Origin of the sequence: Pimelobacter simplex, assembly GCF_024662235.1 — a bacterium.
Classification (GTDB): domain Bacteria; phylum Actinomycetota; class Actinomycetes; order Propionibacteriales; family Nocardioidaceae; genus Nocardioides.
The window spans coordinates 5,557,728-5,579,119 of sequence record NZ_CP096276.1; the positions used below are offsets into that span (position 1 = coordinate 5,557,728).

Below are 21,392 nucleotides of genomic sequence, written 5' to 3' on the forward strand. Positions count from 1 at the left end.
TCAGTGTGCGACGGGTGAGGCGAAGGTTGCCAGGGTGTGAGGCCGGGAGCCATCGACGATTCGCGTGCTGTGGAGGGCGGGCCCGGTGGGGCGGGGTTGTGGACGGTCGGTGGTGGTCAGCCGGCGGCGATGGCCCGGCCGGCGGCGCGGCCGGAGAAGATGCAGCCGCCGAGGAAGGTGCCCTCGAGGGCGTTGTAGCCGTGGACGCCGCCGCCGCCGAAGCCGGCGACCTCGCCGGCGGCGTAGAGTCCGGGGACCACCGTGCCGGAGGCCGAGACGGCGCGGGAGGAGAGGTCGGTGGCGATGCCGCCGAGGGTCTTGCGGGTCAAGATGTTGAGCCGTACGGCGATGAGCGGCCCGTGCTCGGGGTCGAGGACCTTGTGCGGCTTGGCCACCCGGATCAGCTTGTCGGTGCGCGAGCGGCGGGCGTTGTTGACCGCCATCAGCTGGAAGTCCTTGCTGAAGCCGTTGTCGAGCTCGGCGTCGCGCGCCTCGATCTGGCGGCGCAGGACGTCGACGTCCAGCTCGGGGCCGCGGGCCGGCGCATCGGCGGCGACGACGGCGTTCATCCCCGCGACGAGCGACTCGAGGGTGTCGGCGACGACGAAGTCCTTGCCGTCGGTCTTGAACTTCTCGACCGGGGCCGGGGCGCCCTTGGCGAGCCGGGCTTTGAGCATCACCTTGATGTCCTTGCCGGTGATGTCGGGGTTCTGCTCGGAGCCCGACAGCGCGAACTCCTTCTCGATGATCGACTGGGTGAGCACGAACCACGTGTAGTCGTAGCCGGTGGCGCCGATCGTGGCGAGCGTGCCGAGGCTGTCGAAGCCCGGATAGTTGGGGGCGGGCAGCCGCTGCCCGGTCGCGTCGAACCACAGCGACGACGGGCCGGGGATGATCCGGATGGCGTGGTCGGGCCAGATCGGGTCCCAGTTGTGGATGCCCTCGGTGTAGTGCCACATCCGGTCGGAGTTGACCAGCCGCGCGCCGCCGGCCTCGGCGATGCCCAGCCCGCGCCCGTCGACGTACGCCGGCACGCCGCTGATCATGTGCTGTGGGGCCGGTCCGAGCCGGTCGGCGGGCCAGTTGTCGCGGATCAGCTGGTGGTTGTGGCCGATGCCGCCGGTCGTGACGACGACCGCCGGCGCGCGCAGCTCGAAGGTGCCGGTCTCGACGCGGGTCGAGGCGACGCCGCGCTCGGCCGTCGACGGCTCCAGGACCGCGCCGCGGACGCCGACCACGGCGCCGTCGGCGACGACCAGCTCGTCGACCCGGTGCCGGAAGCCGAAGCGCACCAGCCCGGCCTCCTCGGCGGCGAGCACCGGCTCCAGGAAGACCCGGACCACCTCGGGGCCGGTGCCCCAGGTCAGGTGGAAGCGCGGGACGGAGTTGCCGTGCCCCGAGGCGTCCCCGCGGCCGCGCTCGGCCCAGCCGACGAAGGGCAGCACCTTGAGGCCCAGCGCGCGCAGGTAGTCGCGCTTCTCGGTGGCCGCGAACCGGACGTACGCCTCGGCCCACTGGCGCGCCCAGTGGTCCTGGCCCGGCGTCCCGTCGTCGTCGGGAGCGACCCGGTCGAAGCCGGCCGAGCCCTGCCAGTCCTGCCAGGCCAGCTCGAAGGAGTCCGTGATCCCCATCCGCCGCTGCTCGGGGGAGTCGACGAAGAAGAGCCCGCCCAGCGACCAGAACGCCTGCCCGCCGAGGTTGGCGCGGTTCTCCTGGTCGAGCACGAGCACGCGCTTGCCCGCGCGGGTCGCCTCGTACGTCGCGACGAGTCCGGCGAGGCCGGACCCCACGACGATCGCGTCCGGCTCGAATCCCTGGTCCACCGCTCCCTGGCTCACGCGGGGAGCCTGCCACATCGCATGTAACTACGTGTTACGTCGCTCAATTCGATGCCATAGCGCCCGGGTAGCGGATCTAACACGTAGTTACATGAGCGCGTGGCCCGCGCCACAGTTCCTTGCCAGTGGCAAGGAACCGGTTCTAGTTTCCGGGCATGGCTCCCCCCGAGGGCGACCGCGTCGCTCGCTACGCCCGCTTCGCCGTACGACGAGCCGGGTGGGTCGTGCTCGCCTGGCTGGCGGTCACGGTCGTGATGAACACCGCCGTCCCCCAGCTCGAGGAGGTCGCCGGGCGCGACTCCTCGCCGATGGTGCCCAAGGACGCGCCGTCGATGCAGGCGGTCGCCGCGATGGACGAGGCCTTCGGCAGCGGGCGCAGCGAGAGCTTCATCGTCGTCGCGATGGAGCGCACGTCGGGGCTGACCAAGGCCGACACCCGGTACGCCGAGGACCTGGTCACCGAGCTGGAGAAGGACACCGACGACGTCGCCTTCGTCCAGGACGTACGCCGCCCCGAGCTGCGCGAGGCCCTGACCAGCACCGACCGCCAGGCCCGCTACCTCCTCGTCGGGATCACCGGCGCCACCGGCGCGCCGGCGTCGCTGCGCCAGGTCGGCGCGGTCCGCGAGATCGCGCGCGAGCACGCACCGGACGGACTGACCGTCGAGGTGACCGGCCCGACCGCGACGGTCGTCGACCTGGCCACCGAGACCGAGCACAGCGTCCTGCGGATCACCGTCGTCACGATCGGCCTGATCGCGCTCATCCTGTTCCTGATCTACCGCTCGTTCGCGATCCCGGTGCTCATCCTCAGTGTGGTCGGGATCGGGCTCGGCCTCGGCCGCGCGGTGGTGGCATGGTGCGGGATGGAGGACTTCTTCGCGGTCTCGACGTTCAGCGGCTCGTTTCTCACCGCGATCGTGCTGGGAGCGGGCACCGACTACGCGGTGTTCCTGGTCGCGCGCTACCACGAGCAGCGCCGCCTCGGCGTCGAGCCGACCCGGGCCGCCGCGATCGCCGCGAGCCGCGTGGGCTCGGTGATCGCGGGCTCCGCGATCACCGTCGTGCTCGCCGCGATGACGATGGCGATCGCGGACCTGGGCTTCTTCAACACGACCGGTCCGGCGATCGCGGTCAGCATCGCGGTCAACCTGTTCGTCAGCCTCACGCTCACCCCGGCGCTGCTCGCGCTGGCCGGGCGCCGCGGCTGGGCCGAGCCCCGTGATTCCAAGGCCGCCGGTGTCTGGCAGCGCGTGGCCGGCCTCGTCGCGGCCCGCCCGGGCCGGATGCTCGCCGCCTCGCTGGTCCCCCTGGCGCTCCTGGCGGCGCTCTTCCCCCTCACCGACCTCTCGTACGACGTCCGCGACCCGCTGCCCGACGGCGCCGAGAGCAACCGCGGCTACGCCCTGCTGGCGCGGCACTTCCCGGTCAACGAGGTGCTCCCGGACTACGTCGTGATCCAGGCCGACCACGACCTGCGCAACTCCCGCGACCTCGCGCTCATCGAGCGCGCGTCCGCGGCCGTCGCCCAGCACGACGGCGTGGCGCTGGTCCGCGGCATCACCCGCCCGCTGGGCGAGCCGATCACCGAGGCGTCGGTCGCCTACCAGTCCGGGCTCGTGGGCGACCGGCTCGACCAGGCGACGACCAAGGTCGCCGAGGGCGCGGCCGGAGCGGACGAGCTGGCCGACGGCGCCGGACGCCTCGACGACGGCGCGGGCGAGCTCGCTCGGGGTGCCGACCAGGCGGTGACGGGCGCCGACCGGATCGCGACCTCGACCGCGCGCCTCTCGCGCGGCATGGACAAGCTGCTCGACGGCGCCGACGCGGCCGTCGCCGGCACCGGGGACCTCCGCACCGGCGCGACCACTCTCGCCGACGGCCTCACCACGGCCGCCGACCAGGTGCAGATCGCGGTCGACGGGCTCGCCCTCGTCCACGACGCGCTCGCGACCAAGAGCCTCACGTGCAACCTCGATCCCGCCTGCCGCAAGGCCCGCACGGGCATCAAGCAGATCTGGGAGGCCCAGCGCGACCAGCTCCTGCCGGGGCTGCGCGAGGCCGCCCGCGGTGCGCGCACGCTCGCCTCGGGGACCGGCGACCTGCGCGCCGGACTGCGCCAGCTGCGCTCCGGGCTCGCCCAGGCCCGGACCGGTACGACGCAGCTCGCCGCCGGCCAGCGCACGTTCGCCGACCGCCTGGGCGAGCTGTCCACGGGAGCCGACCAGCTCGCCGAGGGGACCGGCCGGCTGCGCGGCGGCACCCAGCAGGTCGCCGCCTCCCTGCCCGAGCTCGAGGAGGGCCTCGCCGCCGCGGCGCGCCACCTGCGCACCACCAGCAGCCAGGCCGACGACCCGGCCAGTGGCGGCTTCTACCTGCCGCCGACCGCCCTGGAGCGGCAGGACTTCGCGGCGGCCAGCCGGCTCTTCGTCTCCCCGGACGGCCGGACCGCGCGGATCGCCGTGCTCGGCACGACCGACGCCTTCGGCCCCGAGGCCGCGGACCGCTCGGCCGAGATCCGCACGATCGTCGCCACGTCGTTCAACGGCACCCGGCTCGCCGGCGCGGACGTCGCGACGACCGGCATGCCGAGCACCAACGCCGACCTGCGGCGCTACTCGATGTCGGACCTGCGCACCATCGCGACCTTCGCGCTGATCGCGGTCTTCCTCGTCCTGCTCCTGCTGCTGCGCAGCCTCGTCGCGGCGTTCACGCTCATGGCCACGGTCGTCCTGTCGTACGTCGCCGCGATCGGGCTCTCCGTCCTCGTCTGGCAGTACGGGCTGGGGATCCAGCTCGACTGGACCGTCGCCGCGGTCGCGTTCGTCGTCCTCGTCGCCGTCGGCGCCGACTACAACCTGCTGCTGACCAAGCGCATGCACGAGGAGGCGCCCGACGGATCCGCGGCGGGCATCGCGCGGGCGACGGCCGCCACGGGCGGCGTGATCACCACCGCGGGCGTGATCTTCGCGGTCAGCATGATGGCGCTCATGGCCGGGCGGGTGACCACGATCGGCCAGGTCGGGTTCACCATCGCGGTCGGCCTGCTGCTCGACACGTTCGTCGTGCGCTCGCTCCTCGTGCCCGCGATCGCTACGTTGCTGGGAAAGCGGCTGTGGTGGCCGCAACGGACTCGGGCAGCAGAGGGATGATCATGAGACAGGCCGACCTGCGGGAGCGGCTGATCCGCGCGGCGGAGCAGGAGATCGCGGCCTGCGGCCCGGCCAAGGCGAGCCTGCGGGCCATCGCGCGGCGGGTCGGGGTGTCCCACCAGGCCACGGCGCACCACTTCGACGACCGGGCGGGGCTGTTCACGGCGCTGGCGGTCGAGGGCTTCGAGCTGCTCCTCGACCGCACCCGGACGGCGGTCGCGGGCGTCCCGGCCGACGGTGGGCGCCAGGTGACGGCCGCGGGCGTCGCCTACGTCGAGTTCGCCGACCGGCAGCCGACGATGTTCGACGTGATGTTCCGCCCCGAGCTGCTGCACGCCGACGACGCCGGGCTGTGCGCGGTCCGGCTGACCCACCGGGCGCTGCTGCTCGACCTCGTCGGCGCCGCGCAGGGCACCGGCTGGGCCGCGTCGGTGCCGACGGAGGAGCTCGTCACCATCGGCTGGGCCACCGTGCACGGGCTGGCCGTGCTCCAGCGCGACGCCCAGCTGACCGCCGTACCGACCGAGGTGGACCTGGACCCGGCCAAGCTGCTCGTCGTGATCGGTCAGGCGCTCGACGCGCTGGCCTGAACCGCCAGCCGGGTGGGCGTCGCCCGCCCGCGCAGCGTCACCTCGCCGTGCTCGCGCCAGTACGGCGCCTCGTCGGGACCCGCGGCCTCGACCGAGGCCCACGCGGCGAGCACGCCGCCGGGGACGTCCTTGGCGAGGTCGGTGAGCCGGGCCGCGGAGTTCACGGCGTCGCCGATCACGGTGTACTCGAAGCGCTGCTCGTGACCGACATTGCCGGCGACGACCTGGCCGGTCGCGATCCCGATGCCGGCGCCCACCTCGGGCACCTCGGCCGCCAGCCGGACCGCCATGGCGCGGGCGGCCGACAGCGCCGCCGCGGCATGATCGGGGTGCTCGACGGGTGCTCCGAAGACCGCCAGCACCGCGTCGCCGATGAACTTGTTGACCAGGCCGTGGTGCCGGTCGACCTCGTCGACCACCACGCCGAAGAACCGGTTGAGCACCGCCACGACCTCGGTCGGCCCGTGCTCGGTGGCGTACGTCGTGGAGCCGACCAGGTCGACGAAGAGCACCGAGCAGGTGCGGGTCTCGCCCCCCAGCTCGATCTCGCCCGCGCCGAGGGCCGCCGCCGCGGCGGCGACCTCCTGGCCGACGTGGCGGCCGAACAGGTCGCGGATCTGCTCGCGCTCCTGGAGGCCGGTGACCATGTCGTTGAAGCCGCTCTGGAGCTGGCCGAGCTCGGTGCCGTCGTACACGACGACGTCGGTGTCGAGGTGGCCCGCCTCGACGGCGCGCATGGCGTCGCGCACCGACAGCAGGGGAGCGACGACGGACCGCGCGTTGAGGTCGGTGAGCAGGAAGCCGAACAGCAGCACGATGACGCACACGATGATGGTCACGACGGCGAGCTGGTCGAGCGTGGCGTCGTTCCCGCTCGGGGTGAGCGCCAGGATCGCGGCGATGAGCAGGCCGACGATCGGGGCGCCGGTGCCGAGGGTCCAGAAGATCGCCATCCGCGGGCCGACCCCGACGCCGCGGATCCGCTGGGTCACCCGTACGTCGCTCAGCGCGCGGGCCGCGATCGGGCGCAGCGAGAACTCGGTGAACAGGTAGGAGATCCCGGCCACCACCATCGCGCCGATGCTCACCGTCAGCGCCGTGCCGAGGATGCGCGAGGGCTGCAGGATGATCGTGAGCACCGTGAACAGCACCGTGCCGACCAGCCACATCGTCAGCTGCATGACGGTCAGCGTCAGCGGCACCCGCAGCGCCCGGGCCCGCTGGGTCCGGTCGGGGTCGACGCCGGGCTGGGTGGCCCACCGGAGCGCGCGCAGCGAGGTCGTCGTCCCCCAGACCGCGCCGATCGCCGCCGCGACGAAGACGTACGTCGGGATGGCGATCGCGAGCGCGATGACCATCTCCCGGTTCGGGGCCGGTGAGGGGATCGCCCAGGTGTTGATGACGAACACCACGAGGGCGCCGATCAGGTTGGTCCCGACGAGCAGCACGGTCAGCAGCACCTGGATGCGGATCCGCAGGCGGCGCGGCTGCTGGTCGCGCGGACCGAGGATCCGCGAGCCGAAGGGGCTGCGCCGGGGAGAGGAGGACCGACGCGGCATGAGGCGAAGCGTAGTGCGCCGTTGCGCGCCTCTGGTTGGATCGGGGTCATGACGACGTCTGCCGCCGAGATCACCGAGGCCTACGCCGCCTTCCACGAGAAGGTCGTGGGCTTCGCCGCGTCCGGCGACTGGACCGGCTACGCCGACCTGTTCACCCCCGACGCGGTCTACGTCGAGCACGCGATGGGCACCTTCACCGGGCGCGACGAGATCCGCGAGTGGTCGGTGCGCACCATGACGTCGTACCCCGGGCGGTTGATGCCGGAGTTCCCGATCTCGTGGCAGGTCGTCGACGCCGACGCCGGCCGCCTCGTCTGCGAGGTGCTCAACCCGATGCCCGACCCGGGCGACGGCACGATGCTGACCGAGCCCAACATCACGATCATGACCTACGCCGGCGACGGCCTGTTCTCCGGCGAGGAGGACGTCTACAACCCCCTGCGCTTCCACGCGATGGCGCAGAAGTGGGCCCGGATCGCCGCCGCCCACGACAACGCCGACGAGGACGTCCTCAGCTGGCTCGACAAGTTCGGTGGTGGACGGTGACGGGGGCGGCCAAGCGCCTGCTCCTCGAGGTCCTCGGCTGGCTCCTGCTCGTCGCGGGCGTCGCGGCGCTCGTCCTGCCGGGACCGGGACTGCTGCTGATGGCGGCCGGTCTGGGCGTGCTGTCCCAGCAGTACACCTGGGCCGAGCGGCTGCTCGACCCCGTCCTGCTGCGCGCCCTGCGGGCCGCGGCCGAGGGGGTCGAGACCTGGCCGCGGGTGATCATGTCGACGATCTTCGCGCTGGGCATCGGCGCCTTCGGTGTCGCGTGGCTGCTCGACCCGGACACGCCGGACTGGTGGCCGATCGCCGAGCGCTGGTGGCTCCCGGGCGGCGTCTGGACGGGCATCACCCTGCTGCTGTCCTGCGTCATCGCGCTGGCGCTGATCGTCTACTCGTTCCGCCGCTTCCACGGCAAGCCCGAGGCCCGGGCCGCGCTGGAGGGTGAGATCGACGAGGCCGACGAGCGCCGGCACCACGAGGACGACTGAGCGATGACCGGCCCGGACGACGACAGCCGCAGCATGCGCGAGCGGATGCTCGCCGGCGACCTCTACCTGGCCGACGACCCCGACCTCGTCGAGGCCTACCTCCGGGCCCAGGACCTCACGACGGCCTACAACGCGACGACGGCCCGCGAGCGCGACCGGCGCCACGATCTCCTCGGCGAGCTGCTCGGCGCCGTGGGCGAGGACACCGGCATCCGGCCGCCGCTCCACGTCGACTACGGGAGCCAGGTGACGATCGGGGCGCGCTCGTTCGTGAACTTCGGCCTGGTGGCGCTCGACGTCGCCCCCATCGTGATCGGGGACGACGTCCAGATCGGCCCGAACGTCCAGCTCCTGACGCCGCTGCACCCGCTCGAGGCCGGTCCCCGGCGCGACAAGTGGGAGTCGGCCCGGCCTATCGAGATCGGCGACAACGTCTGGCTCGGCGGCGGCGTGATCGTCTGCCCCGGCGTCACCATCGGTCCGAACACCGTGGTCGGTGCCGGCTCCGTCGTCACCCGCGACCTGCCTGCGGGCGTGCTGGCGGTGGGCAACCCGGCGCGTGTGGTGCGGGAGCTTCCGGCGTGAGCACCCTGATCGTGCCGCTGGCCACGGTGCTGCGCGAGCGGCTGCGCACCGGCAGCCGGCCGGGGCAGCGCGACGACGGGCACCGCGTGGCGCTGGCGATCGAGGGCGGCGGCAGCCGGGCGGCGTACTCGGCGGGGATGGCGCTGGCCATCGACGAGGCCGGCCTGACCGACGCCTTCGACCACGTCTACGGCACGTCCGGCGGGGCGCTCAACGGTGCCTGGCTGCTCACCGGCGAGGGCCGCAAGTGGCTGCGCAGCTGGGCCTGGCCCGAGGTCGCGGCGGCCAAGGTGACCGACCCGCGGCGGATGCTGCGCGGCCGCCCGGTCATCGACCTCGCCCGCCTGGTGCACCACGTCTACGAGTCGATCACCCCGATGGACTTCGACGCGATCGTCGCCAACCCCATCGGCTTCCACCCGATCGCGACCGACGCGGCGACCGGCGTGGCGGCCGACCTCGCGCCCTACGTCACCGACCGGCTCAGCGCCCAGACCGCGCTGCGGGCGAGCTCGTGCATCCCCCTCCTGGCCGGCCCTCCGGTCCGGGTCGGCGACCGGCGCTACGTCGACGGCGGTCTCTCCGAGGGCGTGCCCTTCCGCACGGCGCTCGCCCAGGGCGCCAGCCACGTGCTGGTCCTGCGGACCCGGCGCGCCGACCAGCGCGCCGTACCGCCCTCGCGCGTCGAGCGGGCGCTGCTCGCGCCCTACTTCCTGCGGCACGGACGGGCCGCGGGTGCGGCGCACGTCGGGCGCCACCGGACCTACGCCGACGACGACCGGCGGCTCGCGGCGGGGACCCGGGCCGACGTACCGACGCTCGTCGAGGTGCGACCAGCGCTCGGATCGCCCGACGTGACGCGGCTCAGCGGCGACCTCAAGAGCATCGACGCCGCCATCGACCACGGACGCGCGGTGATGCAGGCCTTCCTCGATGGCTGAGCCCGGTCCGGGCGCGCAGCGCCGGCCCCGCAACCGCAAGGAGCTCATCGTCGCCGCGGCGGCCCGGCAGTTCGCCCGCCGGGGCTATCCCGACGCCTTCGTCGCCGACATCGCGGCCGAGATCGGCATCACCGCCTCGGCGCTCTACCGCCACTTCGGGGGCAAGGCCGCGCTGCTCGTCGCCGCCATCGAGCTCGAGATCGCCCAGCTCGCCGAGGCGTACGACGCCCCGCCGGAGCTCTCCGCGCTGCTCGACCACGCGGCCCACCACCTGCTGCGCCCCGGCCGCCCGCACGCGCTGTGGGATCGCAACGCCCGCTTCCTCGACCCGGCCCGGCGTGACGAGCTCGCCGCCCGCTACGGCACGTCGCTCAAGCCGCTGCGCAGCGCGCTCGCCACGGCTCGGCCCGACCTGGGCCGGGCGGACGTCGTCGCGCTGTCGGTCGCGGTGCACGCCGTCCTCGACAGCGGGCGGGCCTACGAGCGGGCGACCGTCGAGGAGCCGCGCGCGGGTCAGCTCATGGTGGCCGCGGCTGCCGCGGTGGCCGAGGTGCCCTGGCTGCCGCAGGCCGATCCGGTGGTCCCGCCGCCAGCGCTGCCGCCACCGCCTCCCGGCGCCTCGGGCGGGCTCCAGCCGGCGTCCCGGCGCGAGGCCGCGCTCGCGGCCGCCGTACGGCTGTTCGCCGAGCGGGGCTACGAGGTCGTCGGCATGGACGACATCGGCGCCGCCGCGGGGATCTCCGGGCCGACGCTCTACCACCACTTCCCGGGCAAGTCGGCGATCCTCGTCGAGGTCATCACGCGCTGCCTCGACGCGCTCTACTTCGACCTCGCCGCGGTGCTGGCCGGGACCGACGACGCCGCCACGGCGCTCGACCGGACGCTGGCGTCGTTCGTCCGGATCAACCTCGCCCAGGGCGACGCGCTGTCCCCGCTGTTCACCGAGATCGGCAACGTGCGGCCCGAGGAGCGGGCGCCGATCCGGCGGGCCCAGCAGGACTACGTCAACGAGTGGGCGGTGCTGCTCACCGCCGTTCGTGACGACCTCACCGCGGCCGACGCGCAGGCACTGGTGCGTTCGGCGCAGATTGCGGTCAACACCCTGCGGCGCTACCTGCCGGTCGGACCGGCCGATCAGTGGATCCTGCTGTGCCGGGTCGGTCGCGCGGTGCTCGGGCTGCCCGACGATTCCGTCGGGCCCATGTCCTAGCCTCGCCTCGATGACCCTGCACCTCCACCGCGCCGCGCGGACCGACCTGCTCGCCGACGAGCTCGGCGGGCTGCTCGCGACGCCGCTGGACGACCCGTTCGCCAGCGAGGTCGTCGTGGTGCCGGCGCGGGGGGTCGAGCGGTGGCTCACCCAGCGGCTCTCGCACCGGCTCGGCACGGGCGCGCGTGGGGGCGACGGGGTGTGCGCGGGGGTGCGCTTCCTCCAGCCGGCCTCGCTGGTCGGGCTGCTGCTGGGGCGTGAGCGGGACGACCCGTGGCACCCGGACCGGCTGGTCTGGCCGCTGCTGGCGACGATCGACGACGTGCTCGGTGAGCCGTGGTGCGCGACGCTGGCGACCCACCTCGGGCACGGGCTCGACGGCGAGGAGGGCGAGCTGCGGCGCAGTCGCCGGTGGTCGGTCGCGCGGCGGCTGGCCGAGCGCCTCACGTCGTACGCCGTCCAGCGCCCGGCGCTCGTGCGCGACTGGCGCGAGGGGCGCGACACCGATGGCACCGGCGAACAGCTGGCCGACGACCTGCGCTGGGAGGCCGAGCTGTGGCGCCGGCTGCTCGCGCGGATGGCCGCGGCCGGGCACTCCGAGGCGCCCGACCAGCGCCACGAGCGGGTGTGCGCGACGCTGCGCGCGGGTGGGGCCGACGGCCTCGACCTGCCGGGGCGGCTCTCGCTGTTCGGGCACACCCGGCTGCCGGCGACCGAGGTCGACCTGCTGGTCGCGCTCGCGGCCCACCGCGACGTCCACCTCTGGCTGTCCCAGCCGTCCGCGGCGCTCTGGGACGCGGTGACCGCGGCCGGCGTCCCGGTCGGCCCGCGCGACACCTGCGGCTCCGCCGAGCTGGCCGAGCACCCGTTGCTCGCCTCGCTGGGGCGCGACTCCCGCGAGCTGGCCACCGTCCTCGGGGCTCGGGTGCGCGCCGGTGAGGCCGACGACGCCGGTACGGCGCCCGACCCGGTGCCGCCCGCCGACCTGCTCGGCTGGTTCCAGTCCGACCTGCGCGCCAACCAGGCGCCCGACGAGGCCACCCGCGCCGGGCGGGTGCTGGCCGTGGACGACCGGTCGGTCCAGGTCCACGCCTGCCATGGTCCGGCCCGCCAGATCGAGGTGCTGCGCGAGCTGCTCGTCGGTCTGCTCGAGGACGACCCGACGCTCGAGCCGCGCGACATCGTCGTGATGTGCCCCGACATCGAGACCTACGCACCGCTCTTCTCGGCCGGCTTCGGCCTCGGGGACCTGATCGGTGACGAGCGCACCGACGACGCGCTCCATCCCGCGCACCGGCTGCGGGTCCGGCTCGCCGACCGTGCCGCGAGCAGCACCAACCCGCTGCTGGGCGTGGCGGTCGCGCTCGTCGAGCTGGCCGGTGGCCGGGCGACCGCGTCCCAGGTGCTCGACCTGCTGTCCCGGCCGGTGTGCCGGCGGCGGTTCGGGTTCGGCGACGACGATCTGGCCCGGATGACCCGCTGGGTCGCCGAGGCCGGGATCCGCTGGGGCGTCGACGCCGGACACCGCGCGTCCTACGCGATGGAGGGTTTCGAGCACAACACCTGGCGTGCCGGCCTCGACCGGCTCCTGCTCGGTGTCGCGATGAGCGACGACGACCACCGCCACGTCGGGCGCGGGCTGCCCGTCGACGACATCGCCAGCGGCGAGATCGAGCTCGTCGGCCGGCTCAGCGAGGCCGTCGCCCGGCTGGCCGGCTGCCTCGACGCGCTCGGCCGGGCCGAGGCGGCCGACGCGTGGTTCGCCGCGATCGCCGACGGCGTGCGCGACCTGTGCGAGGTCGACGCCGACGACGCCTGGCAGCTGCCGCAGTTCGAGCGCGAGCTCGCCCGGGCCCGCGCGAGCGCCGACGAGAGCGACCCCGGCGTACCGCTCCGGCTGGCCGACGTCCGCGCGCTGCTCCAGGCCCGCCTCGCCGGTCGCCCCACGCGCGCCAACTTCCGGACCGGGATGCTCACCGTCAGCACCCTCGTCCCGATGCGCTCGGTGCCCCACCGGGTGGTGTGCCTGGTCGGTCTCGACGACGGCGTCTTCCCGCGGACCAGCGGCGTCGACGGCGACGACGTGCTCGCCCGGCGTCCGCTCGTGGGCGAGCGCGACCTGCGCGGCGAGGACCGCCAGCTCCTGCTCGATGCCGTGCTCGCGGCGGGGGAGCGGCTGATCATCACCTACACCGGCGCTGCCGAGCACACCGGCCAGGAGCGGCCGCCCGCCGTACCGCTGGGCGAGCTGGTCGACGCCCTCGACCGCACCGCGGCCACCCCGGCCCGTCCGGTCGTCGTCGTGCGGCACCCGCTCCAGGCCTTCGACCCGCGCAACCACACCGCCGGCGCCCTGGTCGGTGCCGGGGCGTTCAGCTTCGACCGGGCCTCGCTGGCCGGGGCGCGGGCGGCGGTCCGCGAGCGCACCGCGCCGCCGCCGTTCCTGGCCGACCCGCTGCCGCCGGCCCCCGCCTCGGCCGGGGACGTGACGCTCGCCGACCTGGTCGGCTTCGTGCACCGCCCGGCCCGGACCTTCCTGCGCCGGCGCCTCGACGTGGCCACGCCGTTCGAGCCCGACCAGGTCGCCGACGCGATCCCGGTCGCGCTCAACGGGCTCGAGGTCTGGCAGATCGGCGACCGGCTGCTGCGCGAGGTCCTCGCCGCCGACGACCCGGCCGCCACCGCGACCGCCGTGATGACCGCCGAGCAGCTGCGCGGCTCGCTGCCGCCCTTCGACCTCGGCCGCGCGGCGCTGACCGACGTGGTCAAGGAGTGCCAAGAGCTGTTCGCCCGCAGCGCCGCCCTGCGCGCCGGCACGCCCCGCACCGTCGACGTCGACGTCGACCTGGGTGGCGGACGCCGGCTCACCGGCACCGTCCCCCGCGTCCACGGCAACCAGGTCGTCTCGCTGTCCTACTCGCGGCTCAAGCCCAAGCAGCGCCTGGCCTCCTGGCTCGACGTGCTGGCGCTGACCGCCACCCACCCCGACGAGAACTGGACCGGCCACGCCGTCGCCCGCGCCAAGGCCGGCCCCCAGCGCGCGCTCGTCGGCCCGCTCGACCACCGGGCGACCGAGTGGCTCCACGCCCTCGTCGCGCTCTACGACGAGGGGCTGACCCGGCCGCTGCCGATGCCCCTCGACACCGCCTACGCCTGGGCCGACGCCCACGCCAAGGAGCTGCGCGGCATGGACGCCGACCCGGTCGAGGCCGCCGCCCGCGCCTGGGTCACCGACCCGTTCAACCAATGGGGGATCAAGGGCGAGGACGACGACCCCGCCCACCGCCGCGTCTACGGCCACTCCGCGCCGGTGACCGCGCTCGTCGACGCCGGGCTGGCGTCGTACGCGTGGACGGTGTGGGAGCCGTTGCTCGCCGGCGCCGAGAAGGTGGGCCATCTATGACCACCCCGATGACGCCGTTCGACATCCGCGGCCCGCTGCCCACGGGCACCACCCTGCTCGAGGCCAGCGCCGGCACCGGCAAGACCTGGACGATCGGCGCGCTCGTCACCCGCTACGTCGCCGAGGAGGGCGTGCCGCTGGAGCAGCTCCTCGTCGTCACCTTCGGGCGGGCGGCCAGCCAAGAGCTGCGCGAGCAGGTCCGGCACCAGCTCGTCGAGGCCGAGCGCGCCCTGGCCGGTACGCCGGACGCCGAGCCCACCGACGTCATCGAGCACCTGCTCGACTGCGCCCCCGACGAGCGCGCGCGGCGCCACCGACGGGTGACCCAGGCGCTGGCCGACTTCGACGCCGCGACCATCGCCACGATCCACCAGTTCTGCTCGCTGGTGCTCGACTCGCTCGGCGTCGCCGGTGACACCGACGCCCGGGCCCGGCTGGTCGACAACCTCGACGACATGTTGGTCGAGGTCGTCGACGACCTCTACCTGCGGGCCTTCGCCCAGACCAGCGAGGCGCCGGCCTTCTCCCACGCCGACGCGCTCGCGATCGCCCGCACCGTCGTCGCCGACCCGCAGGCGCGGCTCGAGCCCACCGACGTCCCGCGCGACCAGGTCGCCGGCCGCAAGGTCGCCTTCGCCACGGCCGTGCGGGCCGAGCTCGACCGGCGCAAGCGCCGCCTCGGCGTGCTCTCCTACGACGACCTGCTCTCCCAGCTCGCCGAGGCGCTCGAGCCGGTCGACTCCCCGGCCCGGGCGCGGATGCGCACCCGCTGGAAGATCGTCCTCGTCGACGAGTTCCAGGACACCGACCCGGTCCAGTGGCAGGTCTTCGACCGGGCGTTCTCGGGCCACGCGACGATGGTGCTCATCGGCGACCCCAAGCAGGCGATCTACGCCTTCCGGGGCGGTGACGTGACGACCTACCTCACCGCCGCCGAGACCGCCGAGGTCAAGCAGACGCTCGGCGTCAACCGCCGCAGCGACGCCGGCCTGATCGACGCCTTCGGCCGGCTCCTGGGTGGCGCCGAGCTCGGTGACCCGCGCATCGTCGTCCACGACGTGACGGCCCACCACCAGGAGTCGCGCCTGGTCGGAGCGCCCCGCCCGGCGCCCTTCCGCATGCGCGTCGTGCGCCGCGAGACCTTCGGCAAGCGCGGGACGACCGCGCTGCCCGTCGCCAAGGTGCGTCCCCACATCGCGCGCGACCTGGCCCACGACGTACGCGAGCTGCTCACGGCCGAGCCGACCTTCGACGGGCGCCGGCTGCGGCCCGACGACATCGCGGTGATCTGCTACCGCCACGCCGACCTGGCCGCCGCGCGCACGGCGCTGCTCGACGTCGGCGTGCCGGCCGTCATCGCCGGCGGTGGCAGCGTCTTCGCCACCCCGGCCGCCACCGAGTGGCTCTCCCTGCTCGAGGCGCTGGAGCAGCCGCACCGCACGCCGCGGGTCCGCGCGGCGGCCCTCACCTGCTTCCTCGGGTACGACGCCACCACCCTCGACGCGGGCGGCGACGACCTCTCCGACGAGCTGGGCGACCGGTTGCGGTCGTGGTCCGAGGCGCTGGCCCGGCGCGGCGTGGCCGCCGTCCTCGAAGCCGCCACGTCCGGCGGCCTGCCGGCCCGGCTGCTCGGCCAGATCGGCGGCGAGCGGACCCTCACCGACGTCCGTCACATCGGCGAGGTGCTCCACGAGATCGCCCAGCGCGACCAGCTCGGCGCGGTGGCGCTGCTGGCCTGGCTGCGCGACCAGGTGCTCGAGGCCCGCGAGGGGCGCGGCACCGAGCGGACCCGCCGCCTCGACTCCGACGCCGACGCGGTCCAGCTCGTCACGATCCACGCCAGCAAGGGCCTGCAGTACCCCGTCGTCTACCTGCCCTCGCTCGCCGACCGCTGGGTCGGCAAGCCCGACCGGCCGCTGTTCCACGACGCCGACGGACGCCGCACCCTCGACGTCGGCGGCTCCGGACCCCACTGGGCCGAGCACTGCCGGCGTTGGGCCGACGAAGAGGCGGGCGAGTGGCTGCGCCTGCTCTACGTCGCGCTCACCCGCGCCCAGAGCCAGGTCGTCGCCTGGTGGGCGCCGACCCGCAACGCCGAGGCCTCGCCCCTCCACCGGCTGCTGCTGCGCGAGCCCGCCGCCGACGGCTCGGGCCTGCGCGCCCAGGTGCCCCCGCTCCCGCCGCTGCCCGACGAGGACGCGGCCGCCCGTCTGTTCGCGACCTGGCGCGACCGCGGCGGTCCCCAGCCCGAGGTGGCCGAGCCGGTGCCGCTCAGCGCGGCGCTCCCCGCGGAGCCGCCGGCCGCGCTCACCGCCCGCACCTTCACCCGCGGGGTCGACACCGAGTGGCGCCGGACGTCGTACTCGGCGCTGAGCCGGGTCGACCTCGGCGGACCCGGGGCGCCCGAGGCGGTCGGCAGCGAGCCCGAGGTGCGGGTCAAGGACGACGAGGCGCTGCCCGACCTGCCCGCGCCCTCCGCGGCCGAGGACGACCCGGCGCTCGCCGTACCCTCGCCGATGGCGGGCCTGCCCGTCGGCGCGACCTTCGGCTCCCTCGTGCACGGCGTCCTCGAGCACGCCGACCCCGGCGCCGCCGACCTCCGCGCCGAGCTGCTCACCCAGATCGACGAGCAGCTCACCTGGTGGCCGGTCGACCTCGCGCCCGACGAGCTCGCCGACGCCCTCGTCCAGGTGCTCGACACCCCGCTCGGACCGCTGCTCGACGACACCACGCTGCGCGCGATCGGTACGGCCGACCGGCTCTGCGAGCTCGACTTCGAGCTGCCGTTGGCCGGGGGCGACGATCCCGCGCCCACGAGCGCGACCGTGCTGCTCGGCGACATGGCGGCCCTGCTGCGCCGGTACCTCCCCGAGGGCGACCCGGTGCGGGCCTACGCCGACACGCTCGACAACCCACTGCTGGGCGGTCAGGTGCTGCGCGGCTACCTCACCGGGTCGATCGACGTGGTGCTGCGGCTGCGCGACGGCGCCACCGCTGCCGCCGACGCTCGCTATGTCGTGGTCGACTACAAGACCAACTGGCTGGGCCCGATGGCCGACGAGCTCGCCGGGCCGCTGACCGCCGGCGCCTACCGGCCCGAGGCGCTCGACGAGGCGATGGGGCACTCCGACTACCCGCTCCAGGCGCTGCTCTACGCCGTCGTGCTCCACCGCTTCCTGCGCTGGCGCCAGCCGGGCTACGACCCCGAGCGCCACTTCGGCGGCGTCGTCTACCTCTACCTGCGCGGCATGTGCGGGCCGCAGACCCCGCGCGTCGACGGTGCCCCGACCGGGGTGTTCACCTGGCAGCCGCCGGTCGCGCTCGTCACCGCGCTGTCCGACCTGCTCGACGGCGCATCCCCGGAGGCCGGCCGATGACCGAGATCTTCGAGCCCACCTCGGCCCACGACCCGCGCCTGGCGCGCGGGCTCGACGGGCTGCTCGGGGCGTTCAACGCGGCCGGTGTGGTCGACGCGGCCGACGTACGGGTCGCGGAGAGGGTGGCGGCCCTCGCCCACGAGGACGACGACCGGGTCCGGCTGGCGGCCGCGCTCGCCGTACGGTCGGTGCGGGCGGGTTCGGTCGGCCTCGACCTCGCCGCGCTGCCCGACCTCGGCGAGCTCGCCCAGACCGCCGACCTCACCTGGCCCGACCGCGCCGCGTGGACCGCCGCCATCGCCGACTCCGCGCTCGTCGCGGCCGGCGTGCTGCACGTCGAGCACGACCTGGTCTACCTCGACCGCTACCACCGGCTCGAGCGCCAGGTCGCCGACGACCTGGGCGCGCGGATCGCGCTCGGCGCCCCCGCGGTCGACGACGCCGTCCTCGCCGAGACCCTGCGCCGGGTCAGCGGCGAGCACCTCAGCCCCGAGCAGGCCGCCGCGGTCGAGCACGCGGCGCGGCACCGGACGACGGTCCTCACCGGCGGACCCGGTACCGGCAAGACCACCACCGTGGCCCGTCTGGTGCTCGCGCTCCACGACCAGTTCGCGCTCACCCACGAGCGACGGATGTCGGTCGCGCTCGCCGCGCCGACCGGCAAGGCCGCGACCCGGCTCCACGAGGCGGTCGGGGCCGAGCTCGGCGCGCTGGGGGCGCTCGGTGACGGGGCCCACCAGCTCGCCGTACCCGAGGCGATGACCTTGCACCGCCTGCTCGGCTGGCGTCCCGACAACGCCACCCGGTTCCGGCACGGGCGCGACAACCGGCTCAAGTACGACCTCGTCGTGGTCGACGAGGCGTCGATGGTCGACCTGACGATGATGGCCCGGCTGCTCGAGGCGGTCCGCCCCGAGACCCGGCTCGTGCTCGTCGGTGACCCGCGCCAGCTGACCTCGGTCGGCGCCGGCGCGGTGCTCTCCGACCTGGTCGCCGGGTTCGCCGGCCACCCGGACTCGCCGGTCGTCGCCCTCACCGAGAACCACCGCTCGACCGAGCAGATCAAGGACCTCGCCGCTGCCCTGCGCGACGACTCACCCGATGCGGCCGACCGGGTGCTCGCCGTCCTGCGGGCGGGGACGGGCGAGGTCGCCTACGTCGAGACCGACGACCCGGTCTCCGCGCTGCGCGACGAGTGCACCGCGGCGGCGGTCCGGGTCCGCGAGGCGGCCGTCGAGCGGGGACCGGAGGCCGCACTGGCCGAGATCGAGCGGTTCCGGCTGCTCTGCGCCCACCGGGACGGCCCCTACGGCGTCCACGTCTGGAACCGCCATGTCGAGCAGTGGCTCGCCGACGAGCTCGCCGCCCCGCTCGGCTCCGCCTGGTACGCCGGCCGCCCGCTCCTGGTCACCAGCAACGACTACGCGCTCGACATCTACAACGGCGAGACCGGGGTGGTCGTGACCGATCCCTCCGGCCGGCCCCGTGCCTGGATCGCCGGCGCGGGGGCGCCCCGCCCCTTCGCGCCCGCCCGGCTCGACGCGATCGAGACGATGCACGCGATGACGATCCACAAGAGCCAGGGCAGCCAGGCCACCCGGATCGCGGTGCTGCTGCCCGACGAGGGCTCCCGGCTGCTGACCCGCGAGCTGTTCTACACCGCGGTCACCCGGGCCCGGGAGAGCGTGCTGGTCGTGGGCTCCGAGGCCGCTGTACGGGCCGCGGTCGAGACCACCGCGCAGCGGGCGACCGGGCTCCGCCAGCGCCTCGCCGGGCCCGTCGTACCGGACTAGGAGGGCGGCGCGCCCACCGTGCCCAACCGGTGGGCCCGCCACACCGGCGAAACACGGGCGGGTTAGTGTCGAGTTCATGCCGTTCCTGCTGCGCGTGCTGCTGCCCGACGTCCCCGGTTCGCTGGGTCGCGTGGCGACGGCCATCGGTATGGCGGGCGGCGACATCGAGGCGATCGAGATCGTCGAGAAGCGCTCCGACGGCACGGCCGTCGATGACGTGCTGCTCGAGCTGGAGCAGGGCATGATGCCCGACTCCGTGGTCTCGGCCTGCAACGCCCTCGACGACGTCGAGGTGCTCTTCGTCAGCCGCTACCCGGCCGGCGGCAACCTGATGATGGACCTCGAGGCCGTCGAGGAGCTCACCGCCGCCTCGGGCGACTTCGACAAGCTCATCGACCTGCTGCCCGCGACCTTCCGGGTCGACTGGGCCGCGCGCGTGCACCGTGCCAAGGGCGTCGTCTACGGCACCAGCGCTGCCCCGGACGAGCTCGACTTCGTCGAGATCGAGGCCCCGCTCCGCCTGGAGGCGCCCGAGGACGAGGTCACCCTCTTCGCCGCGGCCCGCCTCGACGGCAACGAGATCGTCATCGTCGGCCGCCGCGGCGGGCCCGAGTTCGCCGAGTCCGAGATCGCCCGGCTCGGCCACCTCTGCGGTCTCGCGGTCACCATCGCGACCGCCTGACCGCTCCGGCGTCGGTCAGTCCTCGACGGGCTCCAGCAGGAACACGGGGATCTCCCGGTCCGTCTTCGTCTGGTACGACGCATAGGTCGGCCAGGTGGCGACGGCGTGGTCCCACCACTGCTGACGCTCCTCGCCCTCGGCGATGCGGACCGTGTAGGAGCTCGGCTCCGGGCCGTCCTGGAGGTCGACCACCGGGTGCGCGACGAAGTTGGCGTACCAGCTGGGGTTCTCGGGAGCCCCGCCCTTGGACGCGATGGCGGCGTAGACGCCGTCCTTCTCGACCCGCATGACCGGGTTCTTGCGGAGCTTGCCGGACTTGGCACCCACCGACGTGATCACCACGATCGGGTCCTTGCCGCCCTGGAGGGTGTTGGCCTCGCGGCCGCCGGAGGCCTCGTAGGCCGCGACCTGGTCGCGGACCCACTTCTGCGAGCTGGGCTCGTACTCACCTTGAAGAGTCATGTCTCCACAAGACCACGGCCGTGGTCGCTATTCCAGGATCACCCGGCCAGCGCGTGGTCGAGCTCGCGGTCGAGCGCCGCCTTGGGCCGGGCCCCGCGCAGCTCGTGCACCGGCTGACCGCCGCGGAACACGATCATCGTGGGCAGCCCCATCACCCGGTACTGCGCGGAGGTGATCGGGTTCTCGTCGCTGTTGACCTTGACCACCCGCAGCGCCCCCTCCCGCTCCTCGGCGATCCGGACCAGCGCCGGCGCGACCTGGTGGCACGGTCCGCACCACTGGGCCCAGAACTCCACCAGCACGGGCACGTCCGAGCCGAGCACCTCGCTCGCGAAGTCGGCGTCGGTGATCTCGGCCAGGGTCGTCGTCGCAGTCATGCGTCCTCCTCGGTTCGATAGCTCTCCGCATCCGCGAGGAGCCCGGACAGCTCCCCGCGCAACCGGCTCAGCTCGGTGATGCGCTCATCGATCTCGGCGATCCTCAGCCGGTAGGCGTCCAGCGACGCCGGGCACACGTCCGCCCGGTCGTTGCCCGCCCGCAGGCACTCGACGAACGGCACCGTCTCGTCGGCGGTCAGCCCGAGCGACAGCAACGCCCGGATCTCCCGTACGACGAGCACGTCGGCGTCGTCGTAGTCCCGGTAGCCGTTGGCCGCCCGAACGGGCGCCAGGAGCCCGCGGGACTCGTAGTACCGCACCGCCTTGACGCTGACGCCGGCGCGCTCGGCGAGGTCCTTGATGAGCACGGGACGACGGTAGACCTTGCC

16 protein-coding genes are annotated in these 21,392 nt (G+C 74.3%); 11 read left to right on the forward strand and 5 right to left on the reverse strand.

Features of this window, described 5'->3' with window-relative positions; all coding sequences use genetic code 11:
* Positions 1-116: 116 nt before the first annotated feature.
* Positions 117-1,838 carry an FAD-binding dehydrogenase gene (locus M0M48_RS27285; RefSeq protein WP_257753546.1) on the reverse strand — a complete coding sequence of 574 codons (1,722 nt, stop codon included), beginning with the start codon at positions 1,836-1,838 and terminating at the stop codon, positions 117-119.
* 155 nt (positions 1,839-1,993) lie between these two features.
* Here M0M48_RS27285 and M0M48_RS27290 point away from each other — a divergent pair, with 155 nt between their 5' ends.
* On the forward strand, positions 1,994-4,990 hold the full coding sequence (locus M0M48_RS27290) for an MMPL family transporter (protein WP_257753547.1): 2,997 nt from the start codon (positions 1,994-1,996) through the stop codon (positions 4,988-4,990).
* A 2-nt stretch (positions 4,991-4,992) separates the two neighbouring features.
* Positions 4,993-5,580 carry a TetR/AcrR family transcriptional regulator gene (locus M0M48_RS27295; RefSeq protein ID WP_215813736.1) on the forward strand — a complete coding sequence of 196 codons (588 nt, stop codon included), beginning with the start codon at positions 4,993-4,995 and terminating at the stop codon, positions 5,578-5,580.
* Here the strand turns inward: M0M48_RS27295 and M0M48_RS27300 are convergent.
* The gene (locus M0M48_RS27300; protein ID WP_257753548.1) at positions 5,556-7,139 is read right to left on the reverse strand and encodes an adenylate/guanylate cyclase domain-containing protein; all 1,584 of its coding nucleotides are present in this window, start codon (positions 7,137-7,139) and stop codon (positions 5,556-5,558) included. The two genes, M0M48_RS27295 and M0M48_RS27300, sit on opposite strands and share 25 nt — an antisense overlap.
* Positions 7,140-7,187: 48 nt before the next feature.
* On the opposite strand from M0M48_RS27300, the gene M0M48_RS27305 reads away from it, so the two are divergent.
* The 9 genes from M0M48_RS27305 (at position 7,188) to M0M48_RS27345 (ending at position 20,164) form a co-directional block, all read left to right on the forward strand.
* Positions 7,188-7,685 (forward strand): nuclear transport factor 2 family protein, encoded by a 498-nt coding sequence (locus tag M0M48_RS27305; RefSeq protein ID WP_257753549.1) that lies wholly within the window; start codon positions 7,188-7,190, stop codon positions 7,683-7,685.
* The gene (locus tag M0M48_RS27310; protein WP_215813733.1) at positions 7,682-8,173 is read left to right on the forward strand and encodes a PGPGW domain-containing protein; all 492 of its coding nucleotides are present in this window, start codon (positions 7,682-7,684) and stop codon (positions 8,171-8,173) included. Before M0M48_RS27305 ends, M0M48_RS27310 begins: the two co-directional genes overlap by 4 nt.
* A 3-nt stretch (positions 8,174-8,176) precedes the next feature.
* A complete protein-coding gene (locus tag M0M48_RS27315) occupies positions 8,177-8,758 on the forward strand; it encodes a sugar O-acetyltransferase (RefSeq protein ID WP_308220349.1) in 582 nt (193 codons plus the stop codon).
* A complete protein-coding gene (locus M0M48_RS27320; RefSeq protein ID WP_257753550.1) occupies positions 8,755-9,699 on the forward strand; it encodes a patatin-like phospholipase family protein in 945 nt (314 codons plus the stop codon). Before M0M48_RS27315 ends, M0M48_RS27320 begins: the two co-directional genes overlap by 4 nt.
* On the forward strand, positions 9,692-10,909 hold the full coding sequence (locus M0M48_RS27325; RefSeq protein WP_257753551.1) for a TetR/AcrR family transcriptional regulator: 1,218 nt from the start codon (positions 9,692-9,694) through the stop codon (positions 10,907-10,909). The genes M0M48_RS27320 and M0M48_RS27325 overlap by 8 nt, the downstream gene beginning before the upstream one ends.
* Positions 10,910-10,919: 10 nt before the next feature.
* A complete protein-coding gene (recC, locus tag M0M48_RS27330; protein WP_257753552.1) occupies positions 10,920-14,312 on the forward strand; it encodes an exodeoxyribonuclease V subunit gamma in 3,393 nt (1,130 codons plus the stop codon).
* A complete protein-coding gene (locus tag M0M48_RS27335) occupies positions 14,309-17,689 on the forward strand; it encodes a UvrD-helicase domain-containing protein (protein ID WP_257753553.1) in 3,381 nt (1,126 codons plus the stop codon). The genes recC and M0M48_RS27335 overlap by 4 nt, the downstream gene beginning before the upstream one ends.
* On the forward strand, positions 17,686-19,482 hold the full coding sequence (gene recD / locus M0M48_RS27340) for an exodeoxyribonuclease V subunit alpha (protein WP_215813729.1): 1,797 nt from the start codon (positions 17,686-17,688) through the stop codon (positions 19,480-19,482). The genes M0M48_RS27335 and recD overlap by 4 nt, the downstream gene beginning before the upstream one ends.
* A 76-nt stretch (positions 19,483-19,558) precedes the next feature.
* Positions 19,559-20,164, forward strand: coding sequence for an amino acid-binding protein (locus tag M0M48_RS27345; RefSeq protein ID WP_257753554.1), 606 nt, complete (start codon positions 19,559-19,561; stop codon positions 20,162-20,164).
* Positions 20,165-20,179: 15 nt separating this feature from the next.
* On the opposite strand, the gene M0M48_RS27350 is transcribed toward M0M48_RS27345, so the two are convergent.
* Genes M0M48_RS27350 through M0M48_RS27360 form a run of 3 tightly spaced genes read right to left on the reverse strand, consistent with a single transcriptional unit; the run spans position 20,180 to position 21,371 of the window.
* Positions 20,180-20,626, reverse strand: a complete 447-nt coding sequence (locus tag M0M48_RS27350) for a nitroreductase family deazaflavin-dependent oxidoreductase (RefSeq protein ID WP_257753555.1) — start codon at positions 20,624-20,626, stop codon at positions 20,180-20,182.
* Positions 20,627-20,664: 38 nt separating this feature from the next.
* Positions 20,665-21,003, reverse strand: coding sequence for a thioredoxin (gene trxA / locus M0M48_RS27355; RefSeq protein WP_308220350.1), 339 nt, complete (start codon positions 21,001-21,003; stop codon positions 20,665-20,667).
* Entirely contained in the window at positions 21,000-21,371 is a 372-nt protein-coding gene (locus M0M48_RS27360; protein WP_257753556.1) for a MerR family transcriptional regulator, read from the reverse strand. The genes trxA and M0M48_RS27360 overlap by 4 nt, the downstream gene beginning before the upstream one ends.
* Positions 21,372-21,392: the final 21 nt, after the last annotated feature.

Coding starts and splice junctions, on each gene's coding strand:
- M0M48_RS27295 (WP_215813736.1), top strand. CDS start 4,993: ATGAGACAGGCCGACCTGCGGGAGCGGCTGATCCGCGCGGCGGAGCAG.
- M0M48_RS27345 (WP_257753554.1), top strand. CDS start 19,559: ATGCCGTTCCTGCTGCGCGTGCTGCTGCCCGACGTCCCCGGTTCGCTG.
- M0M48_RS27300 (WP_257753548.1), bottom strand. CDS start 7,139: ATGCCGCGTCGGTCCTCCTCTCCCCGGCGCAGCCCCTTCGGCTCGCGG.
- M0M48_RS27315 (WP_308220349.1), top strand. CDS start 8,177: ATGACCGGCCCGGACGACGACAGCCGCAGCATGCGCGAGCGGATGCTC.
- M0M48_RS27335 (WP_257753553.1), top strand. CDS start 14,309: ATGACCACCCCGATGACGCCGTTCGACATCCGCGGCCCGCTGCCCACG.
- M0M48_RS27350 (WP_257753555.1), bottom strand. CDS start 20,626: ATGACTCTTCAAGGTGAGTACGAGCCCAGCTCGCAGAAGTGGGTCCGC.
- trxA (WP_308220350.1), bottom strand. CDS start 21,003: ATGACTGCGACGACGACCCTGGCCGAGATCACCGACGCCGACTTCGCG.
- recD (WP_215813729.1), top strand. CDS start 17,686: ATGACCGAGATCTTCGAGCCCACCTCGGCCCACGACCCGCGCCTGGCG.
- M0M48_RS27290 (WP_257753547.1), top strand. CDS start 1,994: ATGGCTCCCCCCGAGGGCGACCGCGTCGCTCGCTACGCCCGCTTCGCC.
- M0M48_RS27305 (WP_257753549.1), top strand. CDS start 7,188: ATGACGACGTCTGCCGCCGAGATCACCGAGGCCTACGCCGCCTTCCAC.
- recC (WP_257753552.1), top strand. CDS start 10,920: ATGACCCTGCACCTCCACCGCGCCGCGCGGACCGACCTGCTCGCCGAC.
- M0M48_RS27325 (WP_257753551.1), top strand. CDS start 9,692: ATGGCTGAGCCCGGTCCGGGCGCGCAGCGCCGGCCCCGCAACCGCAAG.